Origin of the sequence: Candidatus Methanodesulfokora washburnensis, from assembly GCF_003947435.1 — an archaeon.
Lineage (GTDB): Archaea > Korarchaeota > Korarchaeia > Korarchaeales > Korarchaeaceae > Methanodesulfokora > Methanodesulfokora washburnensis.
In genome coordinates this window covers 1-23,862 of the sequence record NZ_RCOS01000099.1, presented here as the reverse complement: position 1 = coordinate 23,862, position 23,862 = coordinate 1, and the positions used below count along the sequence as shown (strand labels likewise).

Annotated in this window: 24 protein-coding genes and 2 tRNA genes; 16 read left to right on the top strand and 10 right to left on the bottom strand. The window is 42.4% G+C overall.

The genetic code is table 11. The features are described from left to right. Positions 1–35: 35 nt before the first annotated feature. Complete coding sequence (locus D6D85_RS08265; protein ID WP_125671584.1) at positions 36–1,247, top strand: hypothetical protein; 1,212 nt, start codon at positions 36–38, stop codon at positions 1,245–1,247. Further along, a complete protein-coding gene (locus tag D6D85_RS08260) occupies positions 1,207–1,938 on the top strand; it encodes a hypothetical protein (RefSeq protein WP_125671583.1) in 732 nt (243 codons plus the stop codon). Before D6D85_RS08265 ends, D6D85_RS08260 begins: the two co-directional genes overlap by 41 nt. A 14-nt stretch (positions 1,939–1,952) precedes the next feature. Here D6D85_RS08260 and hisD read toward each other — a convergent pair whose 3' ends face one another. From hisD to D6D85_RS08240, 4 genes are all read right to left on the bottom strand, one after another. After that, complete coding sequence (gene hisD / locus D6D85_RS08255; RefSeq protein WP_125671582.1) at positions 1,953–3,239, bottom strand: histidinol dehydrogenase; 1,287 nt, start codon at positions 3,237–3,239, stop codon at positions 1,953–1,955. A gap of 389 nt (positions 3,240–3,628) precedes the next feature. Beyond that, positions 3,629–4,075 carry an NUDIX hydrolase gene (locus D6D85_RS08250; RefSeq protein WP_125671581.1) on the bottom strand — a complete coding sequence of 149 codons (447 nt, stop codon included), beginning with the start codon at positions 4,073–4,075 and terminating at the stop codon, positions 3,629–3,631. After that, complete coding sequence (locus D6D85_RS08245) at positions 4,076–4,477, bottom strand: hypothetical protein (protein WP_125671580.1); 402 nt, start codon at positions 4,475–4,477, stop codon at positions 4,076–4,078. It lies immediately after the preceding gene. A 13-nt stretch (positions 4,478–4,490) separates the two neighbouring features. After that, positions 4,491–5,657, bottom strand: coding sequence for a DUF1512 domain-containing protein (locus D6D85_RS08240; protein ID WP_125671579.1), 1,167 nt, complete (start codon positions 5,655–5,657; stop codon positions 4,491–4,493). Between the two features lie 224 nt (positions 5,658–5,881). On the opposite strand from D6D85_RS08240, the gene D6D85_RS08235 reads away from it, so the two are divergent. Both D6D85_RS08235 and D6D85_RS08230 read left to right on the top strand, forming a co-directional pair. Further along, on the top strand, positions 5,882–6,544 hold the full coding sequence (locus D6D85_RS08235; RefSeq protein WP_125671578.1) for an HAD-IB family phosphatase: 663 nt from the start codon (positions 5,882–5,884) through the stop codon (positions 6,542–6,544). Between the two features lie 36 nt (positions 6,545–6,580). Continuing rightward, a complete protein-coding gene (locus D6D85_RS08230; RefSeq protein ID WP_125671577.1) occupies positions 6,581–7,180 on the top strand; it encodes an ArsR/SmtB family transcription factor in 600 nt (199 codons plus the stop codon). Here D6D85_RS08230 and D6D85_RS08225 read toward each other — a convergent pair whose 3' ends face one another. Further along, positions 7,181–7,423 (bottom strand): hypothetical protein, encoded by a 243-nt coding sequence (locus D6D85_RS08225; protein ID WP_125671576.1) that lies wholly within the window; start codon positions 7,421–7,423, stop codon positions 7,181–7,183. It lies immediately after the preceding gene. A 48-nt stretch (positions 7,424–7,471) separates the two neighbouring features. On the opposite strand from D6D85_RS08225, the gene D6D85_RS08220 reads away from it, so the two are divergent. From D6D85_RS08220 to D6D85_RS08190, 7 genes are all read left to right on the top strand, one after another. Next, complete coding sequence (locus D6D85_RS08220; RefSeq protein WP_125671575.1) at positions 7,472–8,155, top strand: HAD family hydrolase; 684 nt, start codon at positions 7,472–7,474, stop codon at positions 8,153–8,155. Further along, positions 8,152–8,451: a Trm112 family protein gene (locus D6D85_RS08215; protein ID WP_125671574.1), complete on the top strand. Its 300-nt coding sequence runs from the start codon at positions 8,152–8,154 to the stop codon at positions 8,449–8,451. The genes D6D85_RS08220 and D6D85_RS08215 overlap by 4 nt, the downstream gene beginning before the upstream one ends. 51 nt (positions 8,452–8,502) lie before the next feature. Further along, a complete protein-coding gene (nrdD, locus tag D6D85_RS08210) occupies positions 8,503–10,524 on the top strand; it encodes an anaerobic ribonucleoside-triphosphate reductase (protein ID WP_125671573.1) in 2,022 nt (673 codons plus the stop codon). Beyond that, positions 10,524–11,144 carry a radical SAM protein gene (locus D6D85_RS08205; RefSeq protein WP_161969769.1) on the top strand — a complete coding sequence of 207 codons (621 nt, stop codon included), beginning with the start codon at positions 10,524–10,526 and terminating at the stop codon, positions 11,142–11,144. The genes nrdD and D6D85_RS08205 overlap by 1 nt, the downstream gene beginning before the upstream one ends. 54 nt (positions 11,145–11,198) lie before the next feature. Then, positions 11,199–11,312: transfer RNA gene (locus tag D6D85_RS08200), tRNA-Tyr, on the top strand. Positions 11,313–11,336: 24 nt separating this feature from the next. After that, positions 11,337–12,350, top strand: a complete 1,014-nt coding sequence (locus D6D85_RS08195; protein WP_125671571.1) for a transglutaminase-like domain-containing protein — start codon at positions 11,337–11,339, stop codon at positions 12,348–12,350. Continuing rightward, a complete protein-coding gene (locus tag D6D85_RS08190; protein ID WP_125671570.1) occupies positions 12,351–13,403 on the top strand; it encodes a hypothetical protein in 1,053 nt (350 codons plus the stop codon). On the opposite strand, the gene D6D85_RS08185 is transcribed toward D6D85_RS08190, so the two are convergent. After that, a complete protein-coding gene (locus D6D85_RS08185) occupies positions 13,400–14,341 on the bottom strand; it encodes a DHHA1 domain-containing protein (RefSeq protein ID WP_125671569.1) in 942 nt (313 codons plus the stop codon). The two genes, D6D85_RS08190 and D6D85_RS08185, sit on opposite strands and share 4 nt — an antisense overlap. A gap of 62 nt (positions 14,342–14,403) precedes the next feature. Between D6D85_RS08185 and D6D85_RS08180 the strand changes: the two genes are divergently transcribed. Together D6D85_RS08180 and metG are read left to right on the top strand one after the other, a co-directional pair. Then, complete coding sequence (locus D6D85_RS08180) at positions 14,404–14,865, top strand: adenylyltransferase/cytidyltransferase family protein (protein WP_125671568.1); 462 nt, start codon at positions 14,404–14,406, stop codon at positions 14,863–14,865. Continuing rightward, entirely contained in the window at positions 14,866–16,551 is a 1,686-nt protein-coding gene (gene metG / locus D6D85_RS08175; RefSeq protein ID WP_125671567.1) for a methionine--tRNA ligase, read from the top strand. A 1-nt stretch (position 16,552) separates the two neighbouring features. Here metG and D6D85_RS08170 read toward each other — a convergent pair whose 3' ends face one another. Beyond that, positions 16,553–17,245 (bottom strand): hypothetical protein, encoded by a 693-nt coding sequence (locus D6D85_RS08170; RefSeq protein WP_125671566.1) that lies wholly within the window; start codon positions 17,243–17,245, stop codon positions 16,553–16,555. A 133-nt stretch (positions 17,246–17,378) separates the two neighbouring features. Between D6D85_RS08170 and D6D85_RS08165 the strand changes: the two genes are divergently transcribed. From D6D85_RS08165 to D6D85_RS08155, 3 genes are read left to right on the top strand one after another with little or no spacing between them, the layout of a single operon-like run. Continuing rightward, positions 17,379–18,491, top strand: a complete 1,113-nt coding sequence (locus D6D85_RS08165) for a sn-glycerol-1-phosphate dehydrogenase (RefSeq protein ID WP_237558798.1) — start codon at positions 17,379–17,381, stop codon at positions 18,489–18,491. A gap of 30 nt (positions 18,492–18,521) precedes the next feature. After that, entirely contained in the window at positions 18,522–19,487 is a 966-nt protein-coding gene (gene mvk / locus D6D85_RS08160; protein ID WP_125671565.1) for a mevalonate kinase, read from the top strand. Next, complete coding sequence (locus tag D6D85_RS08155) at positions 19,484–21,316, top strand: threonine--tRNA ligase (protein WP_125671564.1); 1,833 nt, start codon at positions 19,484–19,486, stop codon at positions 21,314–21,316. Before mvk ends, D6D85_RS08155 begins: the two co-directional genes overlap by 4 nt. A 25-nt stretch (positions 21,317–21,341) precedes the next feature. Here D6D85_RS08155 and D6D85_RS08150 read toward each other — a convergent pair whose 3' ends face one another. From D6D85_RS08150 to D6D85_RS08140, 3 genes are all read right to left on the bottom strand, one after another. Continuing rightward, entirely contained in the window at positions 21,342–22,526 is a 1,185-nt protein-coding gene (locus D6D85_RS08150; RefSeq protein WP_125671563.1) for a nicotinate phosphoribosyltransferase, read from the bottom strand. 396 nt (positions 22,527–22,922) lie between these two features. Then, positions 22,923–22,996 (bottom strand) — tRNA-Asn (locus D6D85_RS08145). Positions 22,997–23,069: 73 nt separating this feature from the next. Then, on the bottom strand, positions 23,070–23,862 hold a 793-nt coding region (locus D6D85_RS08140; protein ID WP_125671562.1), incomplete at its 5' end, for an ATP-binding protein.

Below are 23,862 nucleotides of genomic sequence, written 5' to 3'. Positions count from 1 at the left end.
AGATAAGCATTATAAAAGGTTCATCAAGATATCATATGAGCATCAGATGTGCATTGCTGCTGATACTTTTGGTTCTGCTGACTCAATTCATCCCCCTAAGGGCACAATATATGGGCGTATCAACAAGGCCAACAGAAGTTTATGCAGGAGGGACCATTACTGTTATGTTCAACATAGTGAAGTCTTATCCTGGAAGCCCGGAATCAAAGAACAAGCTTTTAGGCTTCCAGGTTAGATTCATACTTCCGAATGAATGGAATGCAACATCAAAGGAGATATGGGGTTATGATGTAAAGGGTAATTCCCTGTATGGCAGGGGTGTTTGGGTGGACAACAGGACCGCCAAGGTCAACAGAGGGGATGAAATTATCGAAGCTTGGGTAAGCATAATCGCAAGAGTTCCTGCGTGGGAAGCCGAGGGACAAAAAAGCATAACTGTTTTGATAAATGCAACTATTCAATATCCCAATGGAACGATAAAAGAGGTAAGAGCAGTCAGCACGGGCTATGTTTACGTAAAGGAGTTCTCGCCCTTTGTATACCTCAATCTGGACAGATATTATGTGATACCTCCTCAGATTGTTCAGGGGAATCTGACAATAGCTGTCATGAATCCTCTTCCAGCCATAAATTTGGACAATGTGAGTGTGAAGATAAGCTATCAAGGCAAAAATATACTGGAAAAATTCTTCTATGAAATTGCGCGTGCAGAAATACCCTTTCAGCTTCGAATTCCTGCAGATGCCCCCGCTGGTGATTACAGTCTGGATGTCAGCATAAGCTTTTTTGCAGACGGAAAGCAGAAGGAGATTCATATAAGCAGGAATGTATCTGTAAGAAAACCTGCTAACATATCGCTGGAGATAATATCCTTAACTGACAGGATAACTCCTTGGGAGAATGCCTCCGTAACGATGAAGATTTCCAATCCCTCCGCTTTTACTGCAAAAAATGTTCAAGTACACATAGAGGAGAATGGGATCCTCAATACATTCAGAATAGGGGATATGCCGTCTGGTTATGCAGAAAACCGGAAGATCAGCTTCAGAGTGGAAAGGTCCACGAGCATCTCCATCTGGGCATCATGGACTGATGAGGGAGAGAGTACTCCTAAGAGGACGGAGAAAATCCAGAGGAGCATATCTGTCGGATATCCCTACTATATTTACATCCTAGTGGCGCTCGTTGTAATCGGGGGAGTTATCTATGCCAAAAGAGCAGTTAAGCACAAAACTAAAGCCGGATGAAATTGAGAGACTGAAAAAGCTTCTTGAGGACATGAACTGCATCTCAAGCGGGCTGAGTGATCATGAGATCTTCAGGGCCAAGGTAAGAGATTCCCAGATAATAGTTTACAAAAGCGGTGTTGTTGTCTACCACCAAGATGTCATGCCGATAATATCATCCTCCCTTCTGGAGGATGAAGCAGTAGAAGTGGGCTCTGACGAGGCAGGAAAAGGGGAGATTGAAGGACCTATAGTCGTGGCTGCCGTTGTCCTAGATGGCAATGCCAGGAGAGAGCTTAGAACAATGGGTCTTATGGAGTCAAAGAGTATTCCAAAGAAAAGACTGTTTATAATGAGGAATCTAATAAAGAGCAAGTGCATTTCCCTTGATTTGGAGGTTATAGAGCCAGAGGAGTTTCTTTCCTCATGGAAGAGAGGAAATCTCAATGATCTTCTAGTTGAATGGCATAAGAAAGCCATCATAAAAGTCACGAAAGAAGTTAGAGTTGACAGGATAATAATCGATGCATTTGACAGGACAAAAATACTTAGTGCTGTAGAGCCAATAGCAAAGGAGATTGGCGCTTCGCTTGTTGTAGAGGAGAGAGCTGATGAGAACTACCCTACAGTAGCTGCCGCAAGCATCCTAGCTAGGGCAACTAGAGATGATCTCATCAAAGAAGGGCATACAGAGAGAAAATGGAGACTTTAGATTATCCTGTATGTTCAGAACTCTCTTATAGCTTTCGCATGTAGTGGAAACCCCTCCAATGATGCCATTCTCTCGACAATTATTTTTATATCATCAATTCCATTATTATTTAGCTCTATCTCGTATAATGATTTCATGAAGTCTAGTACTGTCAAAGCACCAAAACCTCTGGCAAACCCGTTTGATGGAAGCTGTTGATTCATCCCTATACCATAATCGCCGAATGCACTTGGCGTGTTTATGAATATAGCTCCTGTATTTCTTATTTTCTCAACAATAGGCTCAGATTTTGATGTAAACACCGACACCCTCTCTGGAGAGACCACATTAACTGCCTCCACTATATCATCGATGTTATCAAATACTAATATATAAGTATTCCTTATATTGTCAAAAACTACTGGATGATTGATCTCAACTGAGAACCTCTCAAGTCTATCGATAACACTATTTGCTAAATCCTCGCTGTCAGTCATAAGAATAACCGTGGAATCAAAGTGTTCTGCCTGAGATATGAGCTCTAGTATTACCTTTTCTAAGTCAGATGATTCATCCGCTATTATTAGGCTCTCTGATGGACCGGATGGCATATCAATTTTTGTATCTTGGGCAACTAGCTGCTTTGCGGCCATGAAATAGTTATCACCAGTACCGAATATCTTATCGACAGCTTGTATAGACTGAGTTCCATACGCCATTACTGCTACCGCTATCGGCCCGCCTACTCTGTATACTTCTCTTATGCCAAGAAGTTTTGCTGCTGCAAGCAACAGAGGATTAACCTCCCCATTTTCAAGAGGAGGTGTGAAAACAGCAATTTCATCAACTCCTGCTATAATTGCAGGAACAGCATGAGCGATCAGAGTGGATATATAGGTCGCATCTGAATATTCAGGTATATGAATGCCAATTCTGCCTATAGGAACCCATCTTAGTCTAATTTTTCCATAATTGCTCAGTTCAACAATATCTTGAGGCTTTTGCTTCCCATGAAACATCTTAAAAATCTCTATCTCTTTTTCTATAACCCTCTTTTCCTCTTCCCCTACTTGGGCGAAGGCATTTTCCACCTCTTCCCTTGAGACCATGAACTCATCCGGCGGTATATCAACCCCATAATATTTCATGGTGTATTCCCTTACTGCCTCATCTCCATTATTTCTCACAGCTCTTATAACTTGAATGACAGCCTCTTTAAAGATCTCTATATCCATTGTTCTGTTCTCAAGAGAGGCGACAAATTTCCAAGCCTCTTTCCCCTTTAAAACTCTAGGAATAACTTTGTTGTTCTCTCTCTGCATAAGAACTGATTAGAACGTCTTCCATATTAACCGTTGCTGGATAGTTATATAACTATCCATTCCATCTCAGCATTAGCCTCATGGGCGGCTTTCAGGGGCAACAGAAACTCATCCTGTGTATAGTGCCCATTCAATGCTAATTTACCACATATCGGGCACGACAGGATTTTCCAATTTACAAATTTATCGTGCGAGATATACATACAAGGGTTAAAAGTTAACTTTTGGAAACTGGGGATGAATCTCAATTATACAATTATATATGGATTTTCAGGAGATGCTTAAGAACACCAGCTGAAAAATATCTTGGGATGAAGTTACCACCCCAGATTGACCAAGGGGAGGGATGATGTTCCCAGGGGTAGCTGACCTTTTAATTTCTGCTAAAATTAAATTCCAAGTTTTTCTAAGGTTTCTTTTGCCGATTTCGCCATGAGGTAGGTTCCCTTCATTGTTTCAGATTTTAGTTCAAGTTCTCTAATCTCATCTAATGAGAACCATCCCCAATCACTGTGTTCCTCGGGGCTTAACACAGGATCTCCGTCCACTCTTACTGCGTATAGGGGTATTATGAACTCTACTCTATCCCTATAAGTTATACCAAATGAATCTACTGGTATTAAGTCGGAGTATCTTGGAGCGAACCCGGTCTCCTCCCACAGCTCCCTGAGAGCTGCCTGTTTTGGAGTTTCCCCAAATCTTATTCCACCTCCGGGCACTTCCCACTTTCCTTTGTTCGTCTTTTCCTCTCCTCTTTTCAATAGAAGGATTTTTCCATCCTTGTTGAATACCACGACACATGGAACTACAATTATCTTCTTTCTTAAGCTGAACATTCAGTCCACCGACTGCTCCAGCGGAGTTTTACAGTATATAAAGCGTATTATCATAGAATTTGCACCACACTTCTGACATTTCTCTCCTGCCACCATCCCCACGTATTCTCCATCTCTTGTGGGCCTTTCCATTTTCGTGCCACAACTTCTACATTGAAGGACTGTCACTATGTCGTATTTGTGCTCCTTTTCCTTCTTCTTTGTCTCCATCAGATCTGACATCATTTTTGCAGCTACTGCTATTGTTGTTATTCCGAGTAGAAATTGTATCATTGAGTTCAGGCTTCCAGATGAGGCTCCTTGAAGACCCACCCATATTAAAACTACTCCCAGCAACACCGATATGGATATTATAAAGAAGAACACTATCATGTAGCTTTCTCCGTGTTTCTCCTCCGACATAGAGATCTCACCTCTATGCAGCTACTCCTCCTTCTTGTCCCACTTCGCTAGGGGAGATCCTCATTTCCTCCTCTCTGTTCGCAATTCCTATTGAATTCCCTATTCCTGCAACTATTACGTAGTCTCCCGGCCTAGTTCTAGTAACTACGGCCTCCTTCACCCTTTTTACAACCTCCTCAGTTGTTTTAGCTATTTCAGGCCTCATGACCGTTATCGCCTCAAGTTGATCCATTTTTATCACTATAGAATCTATTGGTATGCCGTATTTTGTGGCCACTTGCTCTATTTTCCACTTCTCTGGTCCTGGATCCCCTATGGCTGCCCCAACCCCCTCAGCAATCTCTCCTGTTGGCTCTCCTTCAAGTTTTGCAGCAGCATCTATCATTATTATCCTGGCTATATTTCCATTTCTGGACTCTATTACCCTTTCTATGGCCTCTCCAGGTTTGCCCACATTTCCTCCGGGTCCTTTAGCTTTTACTACAAGAACCCTCCTTCCTTCTATATCTATCTCTGCCCCGACAACATCTGGAGCTATCTCCTTCACTTCTGCGTTGCCTATCAGGTTTAAGGCCACTAAAGGACCTATGCTGTCTCCTATTGGCAACCCTCTCCTGAAAGCCTCCCCAGCTCTCCAGTAGGCCTTTGCTATCCTAAGAATCTCGGGCAGCATCATCTGTATTTGTGCAATGTATATCCAGTTTTGCGTTCTCTTTCCCAGTATGAGATAATGCCTCACCACACGATATATCTGATCTAGGACTATTATCCCCTCAACTTGATCCCTAAGATTGGCTTTTTTATTTTCATCAGCTTTAGGTGCCATTCTTGATACCTCCCTCTGCAGGAAATCCTGATAGCCATCTATTATGTGTTCTAGTCTCTTTATCAACCCAGTTGGATCAAGGCTCACTGGTTCTATCACGAAGAAACTTCTCAGCTTGGATAGTCCTTTATCCGCCTCCTCTCTTGACACACCAAGCTTTGATGCTTCCTCTATAAACATATTAGATGCGTCGTTTACATAGGATTTAAGCCGAGAGAGAGCATTGCTAATATCGTTCATCCATTTCCATATCTGGAATTTTTGGGCATAGAGCTGGAGAATTGTTATGAATACAAAGAATAAAATCCAAGAGAGCCAGTCCTGTTGTCCTCCTAGTTGCATCAAGCTTACCATGCTTAGTCACCCGTACATCATGAGGTGATTCCTTATCATAAAGATAAGTTTTTCCTTTCATAACGGCAGGGCTTTTATCGTTTTCTGAGAAATTTTTAGGAAATTCATGGGAGACCTGCTCTAAGAATAAGGCTGAGGCAAGTGTTTTACTGGATTGACCTAAATTCCCGATCCTTCTTTTTCAACAGGAAGGTTGATATATAACGGGCTATCTAACTACTGGCATGCAGGAGAAGAGAGCCGTAGCCGTATTCGATCTAGACGGAACGTTTATCGATGTAGACAGCTCATGGAGATTGGTACATAGGATACTGGGGACTGAAAAAGCTGCTGAGGAAAATATGAAGCTCTATGCTAGAGGAGAAATCTCATACGAGGAATGGGCAGAGAGAGACGTAGCCCTCTGGATCGGGGTCAGCATGAAAGATCTTGCAGAGAAAGTTAAGGCTACCATTAAACCTATGAAAAATGCGGATGTGGCTGTCAATTTGCTGAGGAGATCTGGTATAGCAGTAGGTGTGATAAGCTCAGGGATAGACGTGGTCCTGAGCTCATTGGAGAACATAGAACTAGATTTCATAAAAATAAATAGAATGATACTGGAGAATGATTTGATAAAAGGAGTTAAGGTGGAGGTAGGTTTTGATAAAAGAGACATCCTTGTAAAGATGTCAAGAGATATGGCTGTTCCATTGGACAAAATTGCAGTTATTGGGGATGGGGAGAATGATGTGAGCATGTTTGAGCTTCCCGTGGGTTTGAGAATAGCTTTCAACCCGAGATCTAGAAGGCTAGTGGAACTGGCAGACTATATAGTGGCTTACAAGGATCTTTTGCCCGTTGCTGAGATCATTTTAAATTGGTTCAGGAATTTTGGAAACAAATAAAAAAGGTTTTTATTCGCAACAACATGCACTAAATCAATGGAGGAGATATTTCATATAGAGGATGACAGATTAAGCGCTCTAGCATCAGTGCTCTCAAGTGAGACCGGAAGGACTATACTATTGGCTCTATCGACTGGACCTAAAAGTGCAGGGGATATATCGGAGTCAACAGGCCTGCCTATAAGCACGGTGATGTTTCATCTATCCAAGCTTGTTGAATCCGGTTTTGTCAGAGTAGCAGGAGATATTCCAGGAAAGCATGGAAGAAAGAAACTCTATGAGCTAACCTCAAATCGCTTCGTGATATCAGTGGCTCCTAGGGTTGAGGAAGCTGTTCCTAGGAGAAAAAAGGTTGAGAGGCACAGAATTTTTGATTATACCAAACCTGTTTTAGTCTCGCTCATGATAACCATTGCCATAAGCGGAATATTCCTTTACAGCACTGCGTTTCTCCCTAGAGCAGAGCTGACAAGAGCCCCGAAAGCTCTTGTGATCCCTTCAGGGGAGAATGTGACCCCAGCATATCAGGAGGAAGCTAACCTTTACTGGAAAACAGTATTTTACATAATTATTTTAGCTGTAATGATAGCCCTAGCATCCTCCATAATCTCAGTATGGATCTCGAGAAGAAGGTAATCAAAGAGGCATTCCTTTGCAATGTACAGTTCCCTTAAATCTTCTGACAAAGTTTTTACATCCCAAGCATATGAGAAAGCTCACTTCCTTTTTCATTATCGGACATTCCAAGCTGTCCTTGGAAAACTTAGAGATGAATTTATCTCCATAAATTGACTTGAGTTTTTCCTTGTACTCCTTATCCACCTTAATCGCTCTTTCAGATTTTTTAATGGGAACCTCATACATGTGGTCGCTTGTCATAGACGGGCCTAGTTAACCGTTATATTTATCCTTTTCCATGTCTTAGGGATGATAAAGGGGATCCTGATAGATTTCTGGAACACTCTTTACGTCCAAATAGTGGATGAGAGATCGTATCAAATAGAAAGAGCCAGAAGAGTTGCAAGAGCTTCAGGAATAGAGGCTGATGAAAATGCCTTGAGGATTTTTCTCGAGATAAGAAGTAAGATGGATTACAGAAGGAGTACAGAGCTGAGGGAAGTGCCAGCAGAAGTTGAGATAAGGGAGTTTTTAAATGCACTTGGAGTAAAAGAGGAGGTTTCTGAGAAACATTTAGAAGGATATTCCTGGCCTTTCATCAACTTAACTGTAATGAGATGCCATGCTAAGTCTGTTTTGGAGTCTTTAAGCAGAAAATATCTTCTAGGGATAGTATCTAACTGTACCTACAGTCCGATGATAGTGGAAAAACTCAGAAGAGACGGAATTCTTCCTCTATTTCGAGCAGTCTTAACATCCCAAGATATTGGATGGATAAAGCCTGACAGAAGGATATTTTTAGCAGCTCTTGGACAAATTGGTCTAAGACCCGAGGAAGCTGTCATGGTAGGAGACAGCGAAAAAGAGGATATTGAAGGAGCGAAAGCTATTGGAATGAAGGCTATTTTATTCGGAGAAAGCAGATCAGGAATGGCCGATGCTGCTGTTAAGAGTTGGAGGGAAATACCAGCTGTACTGGAGATGATTTCATGAGAAGATGGGCTTTAGACTTGCTTGTTTGCCCAAGATGTGGTGAATTTCCTCTCCTGCTGGTAGAACATGAAGTGAGAAACGTGGAAACTAAGATGAAAATAAAAGCTCCTCCTTGTAGCTCTTATTGTTCCCTGACAAATAGTAAGGACATCTCGTTGGATAAATGCGTTAGATGCATTCAAGAGGAAGTAGTTTCTGGGGAGATATTGTGTGAAAAATGCGGATTCAGAACGAGCATACGCTCTGGAGTTCTGTTTATCACAGACTTTCAGTCACCTGAAGAACTTCAGACCTGAAAGATAAAGAAAACACTTAAATATTGGATGGATAATCCATCCATGATTTTTATGAGATCGGACGAGCTTGAGGCTAAGCTCTTCTCTATTATAGAAGAATACCTGAAAAAAGATGATGTGAGTAGACATAATGCAAATCTCATATACTCTCTCCCCTCTCTTGCTGGCATACTCTCAGGCTTTGTTCAGAGAGAGTTCTACCTGAAAAGAGTTATATCCGAGGAGGAGCGAATGCTTCACGAGGAGGGCTGGTGGTACCATCATCAGATGAGCCAGCTCAGCCCATATTGTGCCGGGTTCTCAGCCTTGGATATAATGAAACATGGTCTTCAATCCTTAAACAATTTCTCTGTGAAATCAAGACCACCCCGCCACCTAAGGACATTTCTCGATCAAGCAGCAAACTTTATACTCAAGATAAGCCAAGAGGTATCCGGTGCTGTTGCTCTTAATGATTTAACAACAGTTGCTGCTGCTTATGTCTGGTATGAAAGGGAGAAGCTGGGAAAGGATCTGAAATACGAGGATGTTAAGAATGCATTTCAATCATTTGTTTATAATGTGAACTTAGATTTCAGGAGTGGAAACTCTCCATTTACAAACGTGACTGTAACAATAGGAGGACCTGCTCCAGCTCTCCTAGAGGAACCAATAATTATAGGAGGGAGTTTTGAGCCAAATCCTAAGACTTTTGGCGATCTTCCAAAGGAGCTGTATGATGAAGTGAATATGGCCTTCTTCGAGGTGATGTCAGAGGGAGATGCAGAGGGAAAGCCATGGACGTTTCCCCTCATAACACTTTATGTGACAGATGATCTTAACTGGGAATCAGAGGTGCTGGACAGACTTCTAGATCTTATGGATAGTTTTGGAGGAATCTACTTTGAGAACTACTTAAAAAGACCTTTTTCCGATGAGAAATGGAAGAAGAAAGTGAATAATCTGGAAATAAGGGATCCAAGACTCCAAAGATCCTTCTGCTGCAGATTTCAGGTGGATTTAAAGGAGCTCATGAAAGTTCCCCATACAGGTTCCATATTCGGAAATGTATCTGGAGTTGGTTCCATCGGCGTTATAACACTGAACTTCAACAGGCTTGCATACCTTCACAGAGGTGATCTGGGCTCCCTGCTTGATCACTTGGATTTACTGCTGGACATGGCCAGAGATGCCCTTAACAGGAAAAGAAAGTTCATACTGGAGCATAAGGAGCTATATCCTACATTCTTTTACTATGTCGATAAGTCACTGAACACGTATTTTAACACTGTATCGCTGGGAGGAGGACACGAGGGGCTTATAAACTTCGGAATAAAGGAGGGGGTTATGTGCGAGGAAGGGCTTGAGATTGCGAGAAGAGTCGCAAGTCACATTCTGGAGAGGTTAAGGGAATTCCAAGAGACGGATGGCATTGCGTGGAACCTTGAATATGCCCCAATGGAGACAGCTGCTGGTTACCTAGCAAGAAAGGATCTTGAGTTTGTGAGATGGTTGAGAGGAGAGAAACATCATGAGTTTAAGATGTTCAGGGATATTGTGAGCAGGAAGATAAATGAATGGAATAGTATACCTGATATATATGTATCAGCATCGGAAAATCGACCGATACTCACCTCAGGATTCCAGCCTCCCTTCAGCGAAAGGGATATATCGAGGCTGGTTTATGTATCAGCCCATACACAGAACTATGCAACCGGAGGCTCCGTCCTTCACCTCTTTCTCGGGGAAAAGATGGATCCTTTAGTCAAGAAGAAGTTAATAAAATCCATTTTCATTAATTACCCAGTAAAGTACATGACTATAACCCCTACTTTGACTATGTGCAATAGCTGTGGCAAGAGATTCGTCGGGGAACATTTAATCTGTCCCAGCTGTCACAGTGATGATACAACAGTTTATTCAAGAGTTGTGGGTTATTTCAGGCCTATTGCTAGGAGAATAAAAAGAAGGGACTTATCAGAGGGCATATATGATGGGGAGGAGAACATATGGCAGGATTCCAGGAGAGCTGATTGGGTGACACGAGGGATAATAGGAAAGGAGGATGTGGAGAGCTACCTGAGGGATTTCTGATGAAAGAGTTACCGAAGATAGCCTCTCTGTTGACATCCACAATAGATCATCCAAACAGAATATCCCTGAACATCTACCTGCCATACTGCAACTTCAACTGTATTGGCTGTCATAACAGAGACATAGCAGAGGGAAGATTTAGTGAGGTTCCGCCAGAAAAACTGCTCTGGGAGCTAGACAACAACTTCATCATCGATATTGTGATAATAACAGGCGGTGAGCCCACATTGCATGGTGTAAAGCTTCTCAATTTAATAGAGCTTATCAGGAAGAGAAGAAGCGATTTGCCCATAAGAGTTGATTCTAACGGCTCTCTTCCCGATGTCTTGGAATTAATAGCAGATCATGTGGATGGCTTTGCTATAGATATAAAAGCTCCTCCTTTTAGCAAGGATAAGTATGAAAGGACTATAAGAGCTAGATTTTGCCCTGATGACTTTATAAGATCGGTGAAAATAGCAGCAAGACTTCCTTATACAATTTTCAGAACGGTAAAATATCCTTGGCTGACGGATGAGGATCTCAAGGAGATAAGAGAATTTGTCTCAGTTTATGGAGAGGGAAAGCCTCATTTAGTTAATCCATACTTTGAAGTTATAAAAGAAAGAGCAGAGATATAGTTCTGATTAATGAAAGAAAGATATAAATATTGGCTAGATGCAGGATTAACTGATCGGGGCGTAGCTTAGAGGTAGAGCGGCCGGCTGTAGATGGACGCTAACGCGTCTCCGTCAGCGGTCGCTCCAACAGAAACCGGCAGGTCGGGGGTTCGAATCCCCCCGCCCCGACTTTTGGCATGCTGGGATGATTTGATGACTGTTGGAAAATTACATCTATTCGTCCTCATGTTAGGAGTTATTATGATCGTCTCCTCATTTACATTCAGCAGAAATGTCTTGGAAAAAACCCCTTCAGATCTCGGAGTTTCGATAGAACTCTTCAATTACACTATTAAAGAGAGCATTTTACTGGAGAACAGAAATAACAGGACTGTGAATGAGACAGTTTATATAGCGATCCCTCAGAACTCAACATATCAGAGTTCCTACATGATCAGCTTTATTCCAGCTCCTATAATGATAAGAGACAATAATAACAACACAATTGCATATCTGAGCTTTTCTATGGAGCCGAAGGAGAGAAAGTGGATAAACTCCACTTTTAGAGTTGTAGTAAAATCCTATAAAATAAACTTCAACTATAATATTGCCAAATGGCCGAGCTTGGACATATCAGAGAAATACACAGGAAAAACTCTCTACTGGGATACATATAACAGCACTCTTATCGAGTTTCTCAGAAGTATAGTAGGAAATGATGACAATCCTGTCTCAATATCTCAAAAAATAGCAGAAAAACTTGCATCCATGATAGATTATATCCCGCTGCCAGTCAGATTGGGATCTGATAGAAGCTTAGTATATGAGGGAGGGAGAATTGTGTTAAAAGGCGATTGCAGCGAAGTAGCTGATGTGTACATAACTCTGGCTAGAATAGCTGGAATCCCTGCAAGAATGGCCTTCGGCTTCCTGCTGGAGAACATGAGTAGAACTGTTTACTGGCTGAATGAGACAAGAGAAAACTTTACTGAGGCTTTACCTCATTGGGGAGGACATGCATGGTCTCAGGTCTACTTAAGACCATGGGGATGGGTGGATGTTGAACTCTTAGAGGGATTTAAGCCAAAGCTTGGAGACTACTCTTGGAGGCATATAGTTTATGGAACGGAGAGCACTAAGTTTGGAGGATCTGAGCTTGAGGATTTTGTATTACCGAGCTTTTCCGATGTGCTTTATGTGAAGTTTGAATTCATAGGGGCGGGATAAATGAAAAATCTTCTCATGTTTCTCATGCTTATCCTGCTGATTTTTCCAAGTATAGTCCAAGTGAGAGCACAGCCTAGGTTTTGGACTGCATTAAACTTTGAGCTGGAGTTCAGAGGGGATGGAACCGTCCTTGTTGAGGCAAAACAACATCCTTTTGACTATGAGGGAAGAAGCCTCATGGATAATGCTACGCTGGTCAACCTGATGAAGGAAGATGAAAGCGATATGATACAGTATATACTTCTCATGTTCTCAAAAAGACCTGATTCTGTTATATATAAAGTTATAATGCATTCTACTTTGCTCAGAAATGAGAGTGTAGTGTGCGACCCTCTTAACACCGGAAGGCTTTCAGAATACAAGGGGTCCCTCTCAATTAAAGTCCTTGTTTACCTGAACTCCACCGATTTTGTGAGGAAAGCCAATGATACATATGAAATAACAGTTATGGATAGCTTCACTGAAAGGGATCCTAGGAGCTGGATAGACTATATGGGATTCAGCTTCTCCGAAGGAGCTGAGCTCATATCCTATAGATGGGAACCTAGCTTTGCAAAGGGTCCGACCAATGCCAGCAGAAACCACCTATCGTGGTACAACTATAATGAGAGGGATGCTCCGGATAGATACATCTTTGAGGTTAAGATGACAATAAAGAAGGAGATTATGCAGAGGGTATCTGCATCAGCCATTTTCAGCGGGAACTGTATCTCAGTCACCCTAGAAAACAAGGGGGATAATTCATATTTTTATGTAAATATTGGGGACCAAACTAGGAAGGTATATGTAAAAGGGGGCTCATCCGAAAATATAAGGATATGTAATATTTCTGCCAGTCCAATAGAGATCTACGGAGAGGATGGCCTTCTCCTTGAAAACTTGACTCCAACCTATTCTCCTGCAGGTCTTCCTACATCAACAGAAGATTACTGGTACCTCGGTTATGTATTCCTCTTAGTCGGATTGTCATTTGTTGTGGCTTCTTTCTTCATCAGAAAGATGGAAAGAACAATTCCGGCAGGAAAGGAGAAACTTTCATCAGGTAGCCTCTAGAAGGATTCCTGCTGAAAAGCGGGGGAGATCACCTTTATTGAAATGCCCCTCTCTCCCAGCAGTCTAGCTATGTTCTCGATATCACTCTCCCTTATGAGCATCCCTGAAGCTCTTTCGTGACCACCTCCACCGAACCTAGAGGCCAGTTCCAAGGCAGATATGAGGGATCCATCAGAACTCCTTACAGAAGCCCTTATGTTTGAATTTTTCCCTTCTGTCATTGTTATAACAAGATCGGAGGAGTTTCTAGCCTTATAAAGAAGATATGGTATTATATATCCTGGATACCCCCTTAAATCCATTATCAGAGCTGTTTTCTCCAGCCTTAATTCCTCAAGTATATTCGCCCAGTTTAAAAGCTCTCCTACTTCTCTTTCCACAGCTCTCCACTCGTTCTCAAATATCCTGAGCGATAAAAGATCATCACCAGATGAAGGAAGCTTTTCAAGCAATTCCTTTGCCATATCTCTCAGGAGTTTTCTCCTTGTTCTGAAGATCCTTCTTATTACAACGGAGAACTTCGCTACATTTTCGTCCATCTCACCCCTATCAACTCTGGAGACAAAATCTACAGATTTTTCAAGACGATCTGATGGAGAATAATCTTTAAGGAGACTTATTTTAACGAGATAGGCAGAAGATGGGGCAGAGGGATCAAAAATAGAGATATCTGCCCTGTCGAGCAGGTTAGAATTTGATGCATGATGATCTATAAATAACGCTGTCCTTCCCGCTGGCGGAGGGAGATCCATGGTAACATCAAATGTTCTCATTGAGTTTTTGCTCTCATCTGGGGCCATGAACTCCAGCTCTACTTCCCCATTAAATGCAGCTATTGCCAGTGACCCGGAGAAAACACCATCTAAGTCTTCTCCATGAGTAAGTATCTTAAAGGGCGGTTCCCTCAGGCTTTGAAGCCATGATGTCAGATCATCCATCACATGAGTCTTAGTGTAACCATTTATTAACGATTGCTCCTATTGAGAAGGTGGAGAGGTGTATGGGGAGAAAAGTACTAACAGCAGGCACATTCGACATAATCCATCCAGGTCACATAGCCTTGTTGATCGAGGCGAAGAAAATAGCCGGTGAGGAAGGAGAGCTTGTTGTGATAATTGCAAGGGACTCTAATGTCGTGAAATTTAAGGGAAGAAAGCCAATCTTGAGGGAAGATGAAAGGCTTTTTGTTGTAAAAAATCTCAAGCCAGTGGATAAAGTAGTACTAGGGGATGAAAGAGATCCCTTAAAGCCTGTAATTGAGGAGAAACCCGATATAATAGTGCTTGGATACGATCAATGGGCTGAAGAAGAATGGCTAAGAAAAGAGCTTGAAAAGAGGGGATTAAGCACGGAGATAATCCGTCTTGGAAAGTTCTCCAGCGAAAACGACTCAACAACAGATGTGATAAATCGTGTGATAAAGCTTTTCTGTCAAAAGAACCAGCAGGAGGAGGGTGATTAAATGGGAAGATGGATAGTGACATGCGCATGGCCCTATATAAATGCAGTTCCTCATCTGGGAACTCTTGTGCAGCTTTTATCCGCTGATGTATATGCAAGATACCTCAGAAAGGCTGGTGAAGAGGTGGTTTTTGTATCAGGCTCTGATGAGCACGGAACTCCGATAGAAGTGGAGGCCATGAAAAAGGGAATCAGCCCGAAAGAGCTAACAGATAAAATGCATAACTACTTTCTGAAATTGATAAATGAATATGGAATAAGTTTTGACAACTATACTAGAACAGAAAGCTCAACGCATATAAGCTTTGTCAGAGAATTTTACATGAAGGTCTACGAAAACGGATACGTCTTTGAAAGGGAGAGCGAGCAACTCTTCTGTCAGAAGGATGGGATATTCCTGCCTGATAGATTTGTGGAGGGAAAATGTCCCTATTGTGGATATGAGAGAGCTAAGGGAGATCAGTGTGAGATGTGCGGAAGGCTGTTGAATCCAACTGATCTAATAGATCCAAGATGTGCAATCTGCGGGGAGAGACCTGTTATAAGATCCACGAAGCACTGGTACTTCGATCTTCCCAAGCTAGAGAAGGAACTTGTTGAGTACATAAACAGCACTAGCTCATTGCCGGAAAATGCAAGAAGCATGTCCCTATCCATGATAAGAGAGGGACTAAAACCCAGAGCCTTGACAAGAGATAACAAGTGGGGTATACCCTCTCCGTTCCCTGGATCAGAGGGCAAGACTATATATGTATGGATGGAGGCTGTTCTTGGCTATATCTCTGCAACAAAGGAGTATTTTGAGAGAGCTGGAAATTCGGATGAGTTTAACAAGTTCTGGAAGGAGAAAAGCACGAAATCTGTTTACTTCATAGGAAAGGACAACATACCATTTCATGTAATCATACTACCAGCTCTGATAATGGCATCTAAGGAGGGATATGTCCTGCCATTCAATGTGAGCTCAACCGAATTTTTAAACTATGAAGGAGACAAATTTTCCAAGTCAAGAAGATGGGGTGTTTGGCTCGATGAGGCCATCTTGCTGCTTGAGGCCGATTACTGGAGGTACTATCTTATCGCCATAAGACCGGAGACAAGAGATTCAAACTTCTCTTGGAAGGATTTTGTTATGAAGATAAATAACGAGTTAAACGACATACTTGGGAACTTTGTCCACAGAGCCCTGATATTTCTCAGGGATAGATATGAAAGCAGGGTTCCAGAGGCTCCTCTTGATGGCATAATGGAGGAGGTTTATAAAACTGCAGAAAGATCTTTGGAGGAACTCTCGTCCTTCAAATTGAGAGATTCCCTTAGATCGGTTATGGACATAGCAAGAATAGGAAATAAATACCTAAATGAGAGCGAGCCTTGGAGGAAGTACAAGGAGAACAGAAAAGAAGCTGACATCATTATGAAAACGGCTATTCAGATAATAAAGACTATAGCAATATACATAGAACCGTTTATGCCATTTACCGCTGAGAAAATATGGAGGATGCTTAATCTGGAGGGAGATGTGCACAAAGTCGGATATGAGAATGCCTTCGATGAAGTTCTTGGAGGGCATAGGATATCGGAGGTAAGGCCTCTTTTCAGTAAGGTGAAGGAGGAGGAACTGAGAGAAAAATTAGATGCAATAAGAAGAGGGGAATTCGGTCCTCTAATGTCGCTTGAGCAGTAGTCTATTCTTTTTTAACCGTTATCTCGATTTCAAGCATTGCTGAGGCCAGATGATGACCGGGTTTTGCTACATTAAACTTTAGGTGAAAAGTCTTGTTCTCCGTCAGGTTTGCAGTGCTCCATCTGAGAACTGCTATACCTGATTTGTTGGTTTTTGCTGGAAATGGTGATATATCCTGATTAGGTTCCACAGAAAATGCCCAAACTGTGGCATCCTCGACAGGAGATCCATTCTTCAGCTTAACTTCAACAAAAACATCAGCTGAGTAATTCCCTTTTTCTACTCTGATAGGTCCATGGAATGCGTTCACGCTCAGATTTTCTCCCCATATCACTGAAAATGTGTTCTCAGCCAGAAACTTTCCTTCAGAAGATTTTACTCTGACGATATATAATCCTACTGAATATGCCCCCTCTGAGGCATTCAGAGAGAGAACAGTACTGCCGCTTATAGCCCTTGAGTACATCAATTTCTCCGTAGGGCCAAAGACGATCTCCACAGTCCCACTCATCCCCGCAGGGCATTCTATGTTCACAGTGTAAATAGAGTTAAGAGGAACCACATCAGGATCTACCTTTATTTTCACAGGAGACGTGCCATAAATTAGGGGAGAAATCACTAGAAATGCCAGTATCAGATCTACTATTATGGCTATTATCAACTTCCTGTCGCTGATAAGACTTCCAGCCGACATCATTTCACCTTTTGACCGAGAATGTTTATTCAGGATTTAAACTCTATCTAGGGCACAAGTCGTGTTATTTATTATCATTAGTTTAGATATAATGTTTTAAAAGCATTCTCTCCAGAGATCCGGGGAATTGATATTGAGCAAGATAATGAGAATAAGCAAGATTGAGGATAGGCTAGAGGTAATAGAGAGCCCAAGGTATATATTTTTCGGACCAGGAGCGATTAAGAAGATTTCCAATGTCCTTAGCTACTTGACCCTTGGAAAAAGAATTTTTTTGGTAACAGGAGGGGAGATTACAAGAAAGATAGCCGATGATGTTGCCTCTACTCTGGAGCTTGATGGATTTTTTGTTGACATATTTTCCGCCAAAAAAGGGGATATAGAGGATGTTTTGAGGTGTGATCAGAGGTTTAAGGAGTTCAGAGGAGATATAATACTGGGAGTTGGTGGTGGAAGACCTCTTGATGTTGCCAAGATCACAGCTGCTTGGAATGGCGTGAGATATATATCTGTCCCAACATCTCCCAGCCATGATGGAATAGCTTCGCCCTCTATAAGTTTTCTTCTCTCCAAGAAAATAGAGGAAAAGATGGGAGAGGAGTGGGCTAAGACAGAATCTCCCACTGTTATAATAGCTGATACTAATATAATAAAGAATGCTCCTAGTATCTCATTTAAGTCCGGTTTCGGGGATCTTATAGGAAAGGTAACTGCTGTCAGGGACTGGGAGCTAGCGTACAAGCTGAAAGATGAGCCTTATAGCGAGTATGGAGCTTCCATGGCCCTTCTTAGTGCAGAGATAGCAATGAATCACTCAAGAGAGATAAAACCCGGTCTTGAGGAGTCGACGAGATTGCTTGTGAAGGCGCTCATAGGGAGCGGGGTGGCTATAAGCATAGCAGGAAGTTCTAGACCTGCAAGCGGAAGTGAGCACCTTTTCAGCCATTCTTTAGACATAATAGCAATGGAGAAGGGAAGAAAAAGTGCACCTCACGGAATACAGGTCGGAATTGGAGCTATAATGATGGCCTATCTGCAGGGTCAAGACTGGAAAAAGATAAGAAATAAGCTAGTTGAGGCAGAGGCTCCTGTGAAAGCTTCTGATGCTGGGATAGAAAGGGAAGATGTCATAAATGCATTAACAATAGCTCACAGAATAAGAAACAGGTATACAATACTGGGAGAGAGCGGACTAACTAGAAGTGCAGCAGAGAAACTTGCTAGAAACACTGGGGTCATAGAGTAGAATTTTAATTTCATGGTGCTATGCTAGTGTATGCCCAAATTCTCAGAGGCAATTGCACCCTCTCAGGCATTCTTATATGGGGAGCATGCTGTCCTGTATGGATCTCCAGCCCTTGCAATGAGTGTAGATGTCAAAACAAGAGCAAGAGTAACTGAGGTAGAGGATAGGATCATAGAGATAAGATCCGACAGATTCCCTGAAGGTCTGAGATGGAGATATGATGAAGAGCAGCCTGAAGAGAACCCTCTTCTCCCATTAGCATATGGGCTTAGAGATCTAATGAAAAGGTACGAGTTTAATAAAGGGCTTATAGTTGAGATATCATCTGATGTCCCAGTTAACAGTGGAATGGCGAGTTCTGCTAGCGTATCAGCAGCTATATCTGCAGCTTTCCTTAGTTTGGTAGGAGAAAGTCCGGAAAAATATCTTCTACTTGACATAGTCTATGAGTTTGAGAGAAGGATTCACGGAAGAGCCAGCAAGACTGGTCCCGCTTGTGCTGTTCTAGGAGGGCTGGTCTGGATTGAGTGGAGAGATGGCAACATGGAGGTAAGCAGGATAGATTCAAAGGATGACCTCTCAATTGTAATATCCTGCTCTGGACTGCTAAGCGAAACTAAGAAACTTGTATCAATGGTATCCAAGAGATATAATGAGATCAGAGATGTGATGGATAGGATAATGCATGCCATCTCTGCTTTGACAGTAGAGGGAAGAAAGGCCATAGAGAAGAGAGATCTAGTGAGGGCTGGTGAGCTTATGAACATAAATCATGGTCTTCTGAGTGCTATTGGAGTGTCAAATTATGTGTTGGATGAGATAGTTTGGACCATGAGAAGGCTTGGTGCATATGGTGCTAAGCTATCAGGAGCAGGTGGTGGAGGATGTGTTATAGGTCTGTCAGAGAATCCTGAAGTACTGGCGAAAAACTTATCAGCAAGCTACCCTTCCTTTGCAGCTAAGGTCTCACTAGAGGGAGTAAGGGTGATTAGGTGAGAATACTAGCACTTCATAGCGATTTCTTCAGATTTAGAGTTAGGCAAAAAGCTGTTGAGGCTGCTGAGGAACCTGAAAACAGAGAAGGAGAATTCTCAGATCTTTTAGTGCTTTTCACATCGTTTGAAAAAGGGGATTCTGAGGAAGAGATTTCTCTTGCCATAGAGGATATAAAAGATGTCTCCTCTAGAGTTGGAACCACATCTCTGCTTGTTTATCCTTGGGTTCATCTGACAGAAAATCCGCTTCCATTTTATGAGGCAAAAAGATTAATGAATCTCTTTGCAGAATCATTGAAAAAGGAGAATTTTTCTGTAGCAATTGCACCAATTGGTTGGTATAAGGAGTTTGAGATAAAGGTGAAAGGACATCCACTCTCCGAATCTCTTCGAGTGATAAGAGCCGGAGAAAGAAAAGCTGAGAGGGAGAAAGAGGCAGAAGAGCATGGAAGATTCGCCATATTGCATCCTGATGGAAGAGAGGAGGAGATAGGAGATCTGGATAGCATCGCAGATGAGGAATTAAAGATATTCATCAGAAATGAAGTATTTGGGAAAGTTCCATCCGGTGAAAAACCCCGCCACATAGAATTGATGAGAAGACTTGAGCTTGTGGATTATGAGAGATCTTCTGATATAGGACATTTCAGATTTTATCCCGCAGGAACACTAGTTAAGAGGTTGATAGAGGAACTCGCCTTGAATGTCGCTATTTCAATTGGAGCAATGGAGATAGAGACTCCCCTCATGTACAGGCTAGATGTGCCAGCTATAGCTGAACAAGCATCTAAGTTCAGGGAGAGAATGTACACAATACAGGTGGACAACAACCAGCTTATACTCAGATTTGCAGGGGATTTTGGACTTTTTGAGATGATGAAGGACATGAACATAAGTTATAGGCATCTTCCAGTTAGCTTTTACGAGATATCCCCATCTTTCAGGCTTGAGCAAAGGGGAGAAGCTGTGGGCTTGAGAAGACTCAGAGCATTTACAATGCCAGATATACACACGTTTGCAAGAGATATGAAGCAGGGAATCTCGGTCTACAAGATGTATTATGAAAAGTACCATAACTTGTTGAGAGAATTGGGGATAGAGTACGTTGTTGCCTTCAGAGTAGTTGAGAGATTTTATGAGGAGCTCAAGCCTGAGATAATTGATATGCTTAGAATATCTGGAAAATCAGCTCTTATAGAGATACTTCCTGAAATGAAACATTATTGGGCAATGAAACATGAGTTTCAGTTTGTGGACTCGACAGGAGGGAATGCACAGCTCAGCACAGTGCAGTTGGATGTGGAAGATTCTGCCAGATATGGCATATTTTACATAGATGAAAAAGGTGAGAGAAGACCTGGGATAATAGTGCACACATCAATGGGGAGCATTGAGAGACTCATATATGCTGTTCTGGAGACGGCAGCAAAAAGGGGAAAGAAAGGGAAGAAACCCATGCTCCCGTTATGGCTGTCGCCTACGCAAGTGAGGATAATCCCTGTCTCTCAAGAGCATTTAGCATATGCGGAGAAGATTCTGGATAGCATTAAGGATAGGGTCAGAGCAGATCTAGACGACAGGGAGATGACTTTATCCCATAAGATAAGGGATGCTGAGAGAAAATGGATACCCTATATCGTAGTTGTTGGTGCCGCTGAGGAGGAGATGTCAAAGATAAGGGTTAGAAGAAGATCTGATGGGGCTGATTACTACACAACTCCTGATGATCTAGTAAAAGAGATACTGGAAAACACAGAAGGCATGCCATTCAGGCGCATCAATGTCCCGGAAAGACTGAGCAAAAGGCCCATATTTGTTGGAAGCAGTTAAACTATTCTGTTTCATTGCTAGCTATCTAGAACCCTCTTCCAAGCTCTCTGAGTTTCCTTAGAATCTTCTTAGTTTCCTCCCTTATTTCTATTGCTGGTCTTAAGTCTACTGTTATTCTTCCGTTCTCCATTGCCTTTACATATGAGTATCTCATCTTTTCTCTGCAGATAGGACAGGCTGGAGGATGCTCTCCTCTGGGAACAAATCTGTAGACCAAATGCTCATCGCATATGTACAGATCTTTTGAACCTGATAATATTCCTCTCTTTGATATAGGCTTCCCTTCGACCTCTACGATATCCATTCCAAAATCCACTGGTTTTGCACCTGATATCCTAGTACCAACTCCAAAAGCATCTGCACCTGCCTCAGAGAACTTCTTCACAGTCTCTTCATTCAGACCTCCTGATACAAATATTTTAACATTATGGAAACCCCTTCTATCCAGTTCCCACCTGACCTCTCTTATTATCTCCTCCATGTTCCCTCTTCTCGACCCGGGAGTATCCAGCCTAACCCCATTTAATCTACTTCCTAGAGTTTCAGCTGCAAGTATTGATTCAGTCTTTTCGTCCCAGAAGGTATCCACTAATGCTATCCTCGGAACGTTTTCAGGTATTATCTCATCAAATGCCCTCCAAGCATCCTCTTGGTTTCCAAATAGAATTATCATAGCATGAGGCATTGTGCCTGAGGGCTCTATTCCGAGTTCTTTTACCAGTATGCCAGAGGAGCCATCCAGCCCACCTATGATCCCGGCCCTCTCTATGGCCAAGCTTATAGCGGGATGGTTTCTTCTTATCCCAAAGTTGATAACAGGTTTCTCTCCAGCGGCCATCTTCACCTTTGCCGCTGCTGTTGCCACACCAGATAAACTACAGAGAAAGCCAAGTATGCTCGTCTCCAGCTCACCGAACTCCTCGTAAGGGCCCTCTATTCTGGCTACTGGCATCTCCTTTTCAAAAAGACTTCCATCCAGCAACGTATATACATCCACATTTCTCCCCTCTAGAAGTCTCAATACCTCTTCCACACCAGCAAGAATCCCCCAAGACCAGTTGTTGGGAAGAGATCTGGCTGAGATCTCCATGGACACCCTTTTTGAGGCCAGACCTTTTTTCTTAAGGACTTCCATTGTTCTCACAAAGTAGACATCTGTAACCTTACCCTGTTTTATTTCATCCTCACTAACTACATAGAATTTTCTCATAAGGATCAAGAGAGGTGTGATTTGCTAAAAATATTAACCCTCCCTCACGGGCAATTTTTACCGTTGTCGGGTAGTTAGCATCCCGCTACCTGTTCCATCTCGGCAAAAGCTTCATTGATGGCTTTCAGGGGCAACGGAAACTCCCCTCATCCTGTGTACAATGCCCATTCGGTGCTAATATACCACCACATATCGGGCATAATAGGACAAGATCTTTCAATTTATAAATTTATCGTGCGAGCGCCACACCAAAAGTTAACTTTTTGGAAACTGCTGACAAACCTGAAAAATTAGGGCTGAGGCCAAAGAATACCGCATATACCAAGGAGAACAGGGATAAGATCAGATTATTGCATCAAAATTGTCTTCAGGAAAACTACAAGCACAAAAATTCGACGGCGGGGGTGGGATTTGAACCCACGACCTACCGGTTAACAGCCGGTCGCTCTACCGAGCTAAGCTACCCCGCCATTGCTTTCCTGTAATGTCCCACATAAAGGCTATATATATGCTTTTTGTCATGAGGTGATTTCTTAAATAATGCTAGATCATATATCCTAAACTTCTCTGCTCTCCCTGAGCAATAGCCCTCATCGCTTTTTTGACCTCCTCGAAGTAATTTAGAATCTCCTCTGTTAAGCTTGGTTTTACCACATCTAATGCACTCTCGAAGTGTCTCATACTCACTTTATCTGCATCTATGTTCTCTCTCATTGCATTAAGTGCTGCCTCTCTCACCAGAGCTGCAAGATCCGCTCCGCTAAATCCATTTGTTCTCAGAGCAATAGCCATCAGATCCACATCCTTCGCAAGGGGTACTTTTCTCGTCAAGACTTTCAATATTTTGTGTCTTCCTTCCAAGTCAGGAGGTGGCACATATATAAGCTTCTCCAATCTGCCCGGTCTGAGAATAGCTGGATCCAACAGATCTGGCCTGTTTGTCGCTCCTATAACTATTACATTCTTTAAGGCCTGTATTCCATCTATTTCCGTAAGCATCTGGCTGACAACCCTCTCAGTGACACCTGAGTCAGCATATCCTGCTCCCCTTCTCGGAAACACAGAGTCTATCTCATCTATAAATATTATACAAGGAGCAACCTGTCTGGCCTTTCTGAATATCTCCCTTATCGCTTTCTCGCTCTCTCCAACCCACTTGCTCATTATCTCAGGTCCTTTAACGCTTATGAAGTTTGCACCGCTCTCATTTGCAACTGCCTTTGCCAACAATGTCTTCCCAGTTCCAGGAGGTCCGTAAAGGAGGACTCCCTTTGGAGGCTCTATTCCAAGTCTTTTGAATGCATCTGGTCTCTTAAATGGAAGTTCCACAAGCTCT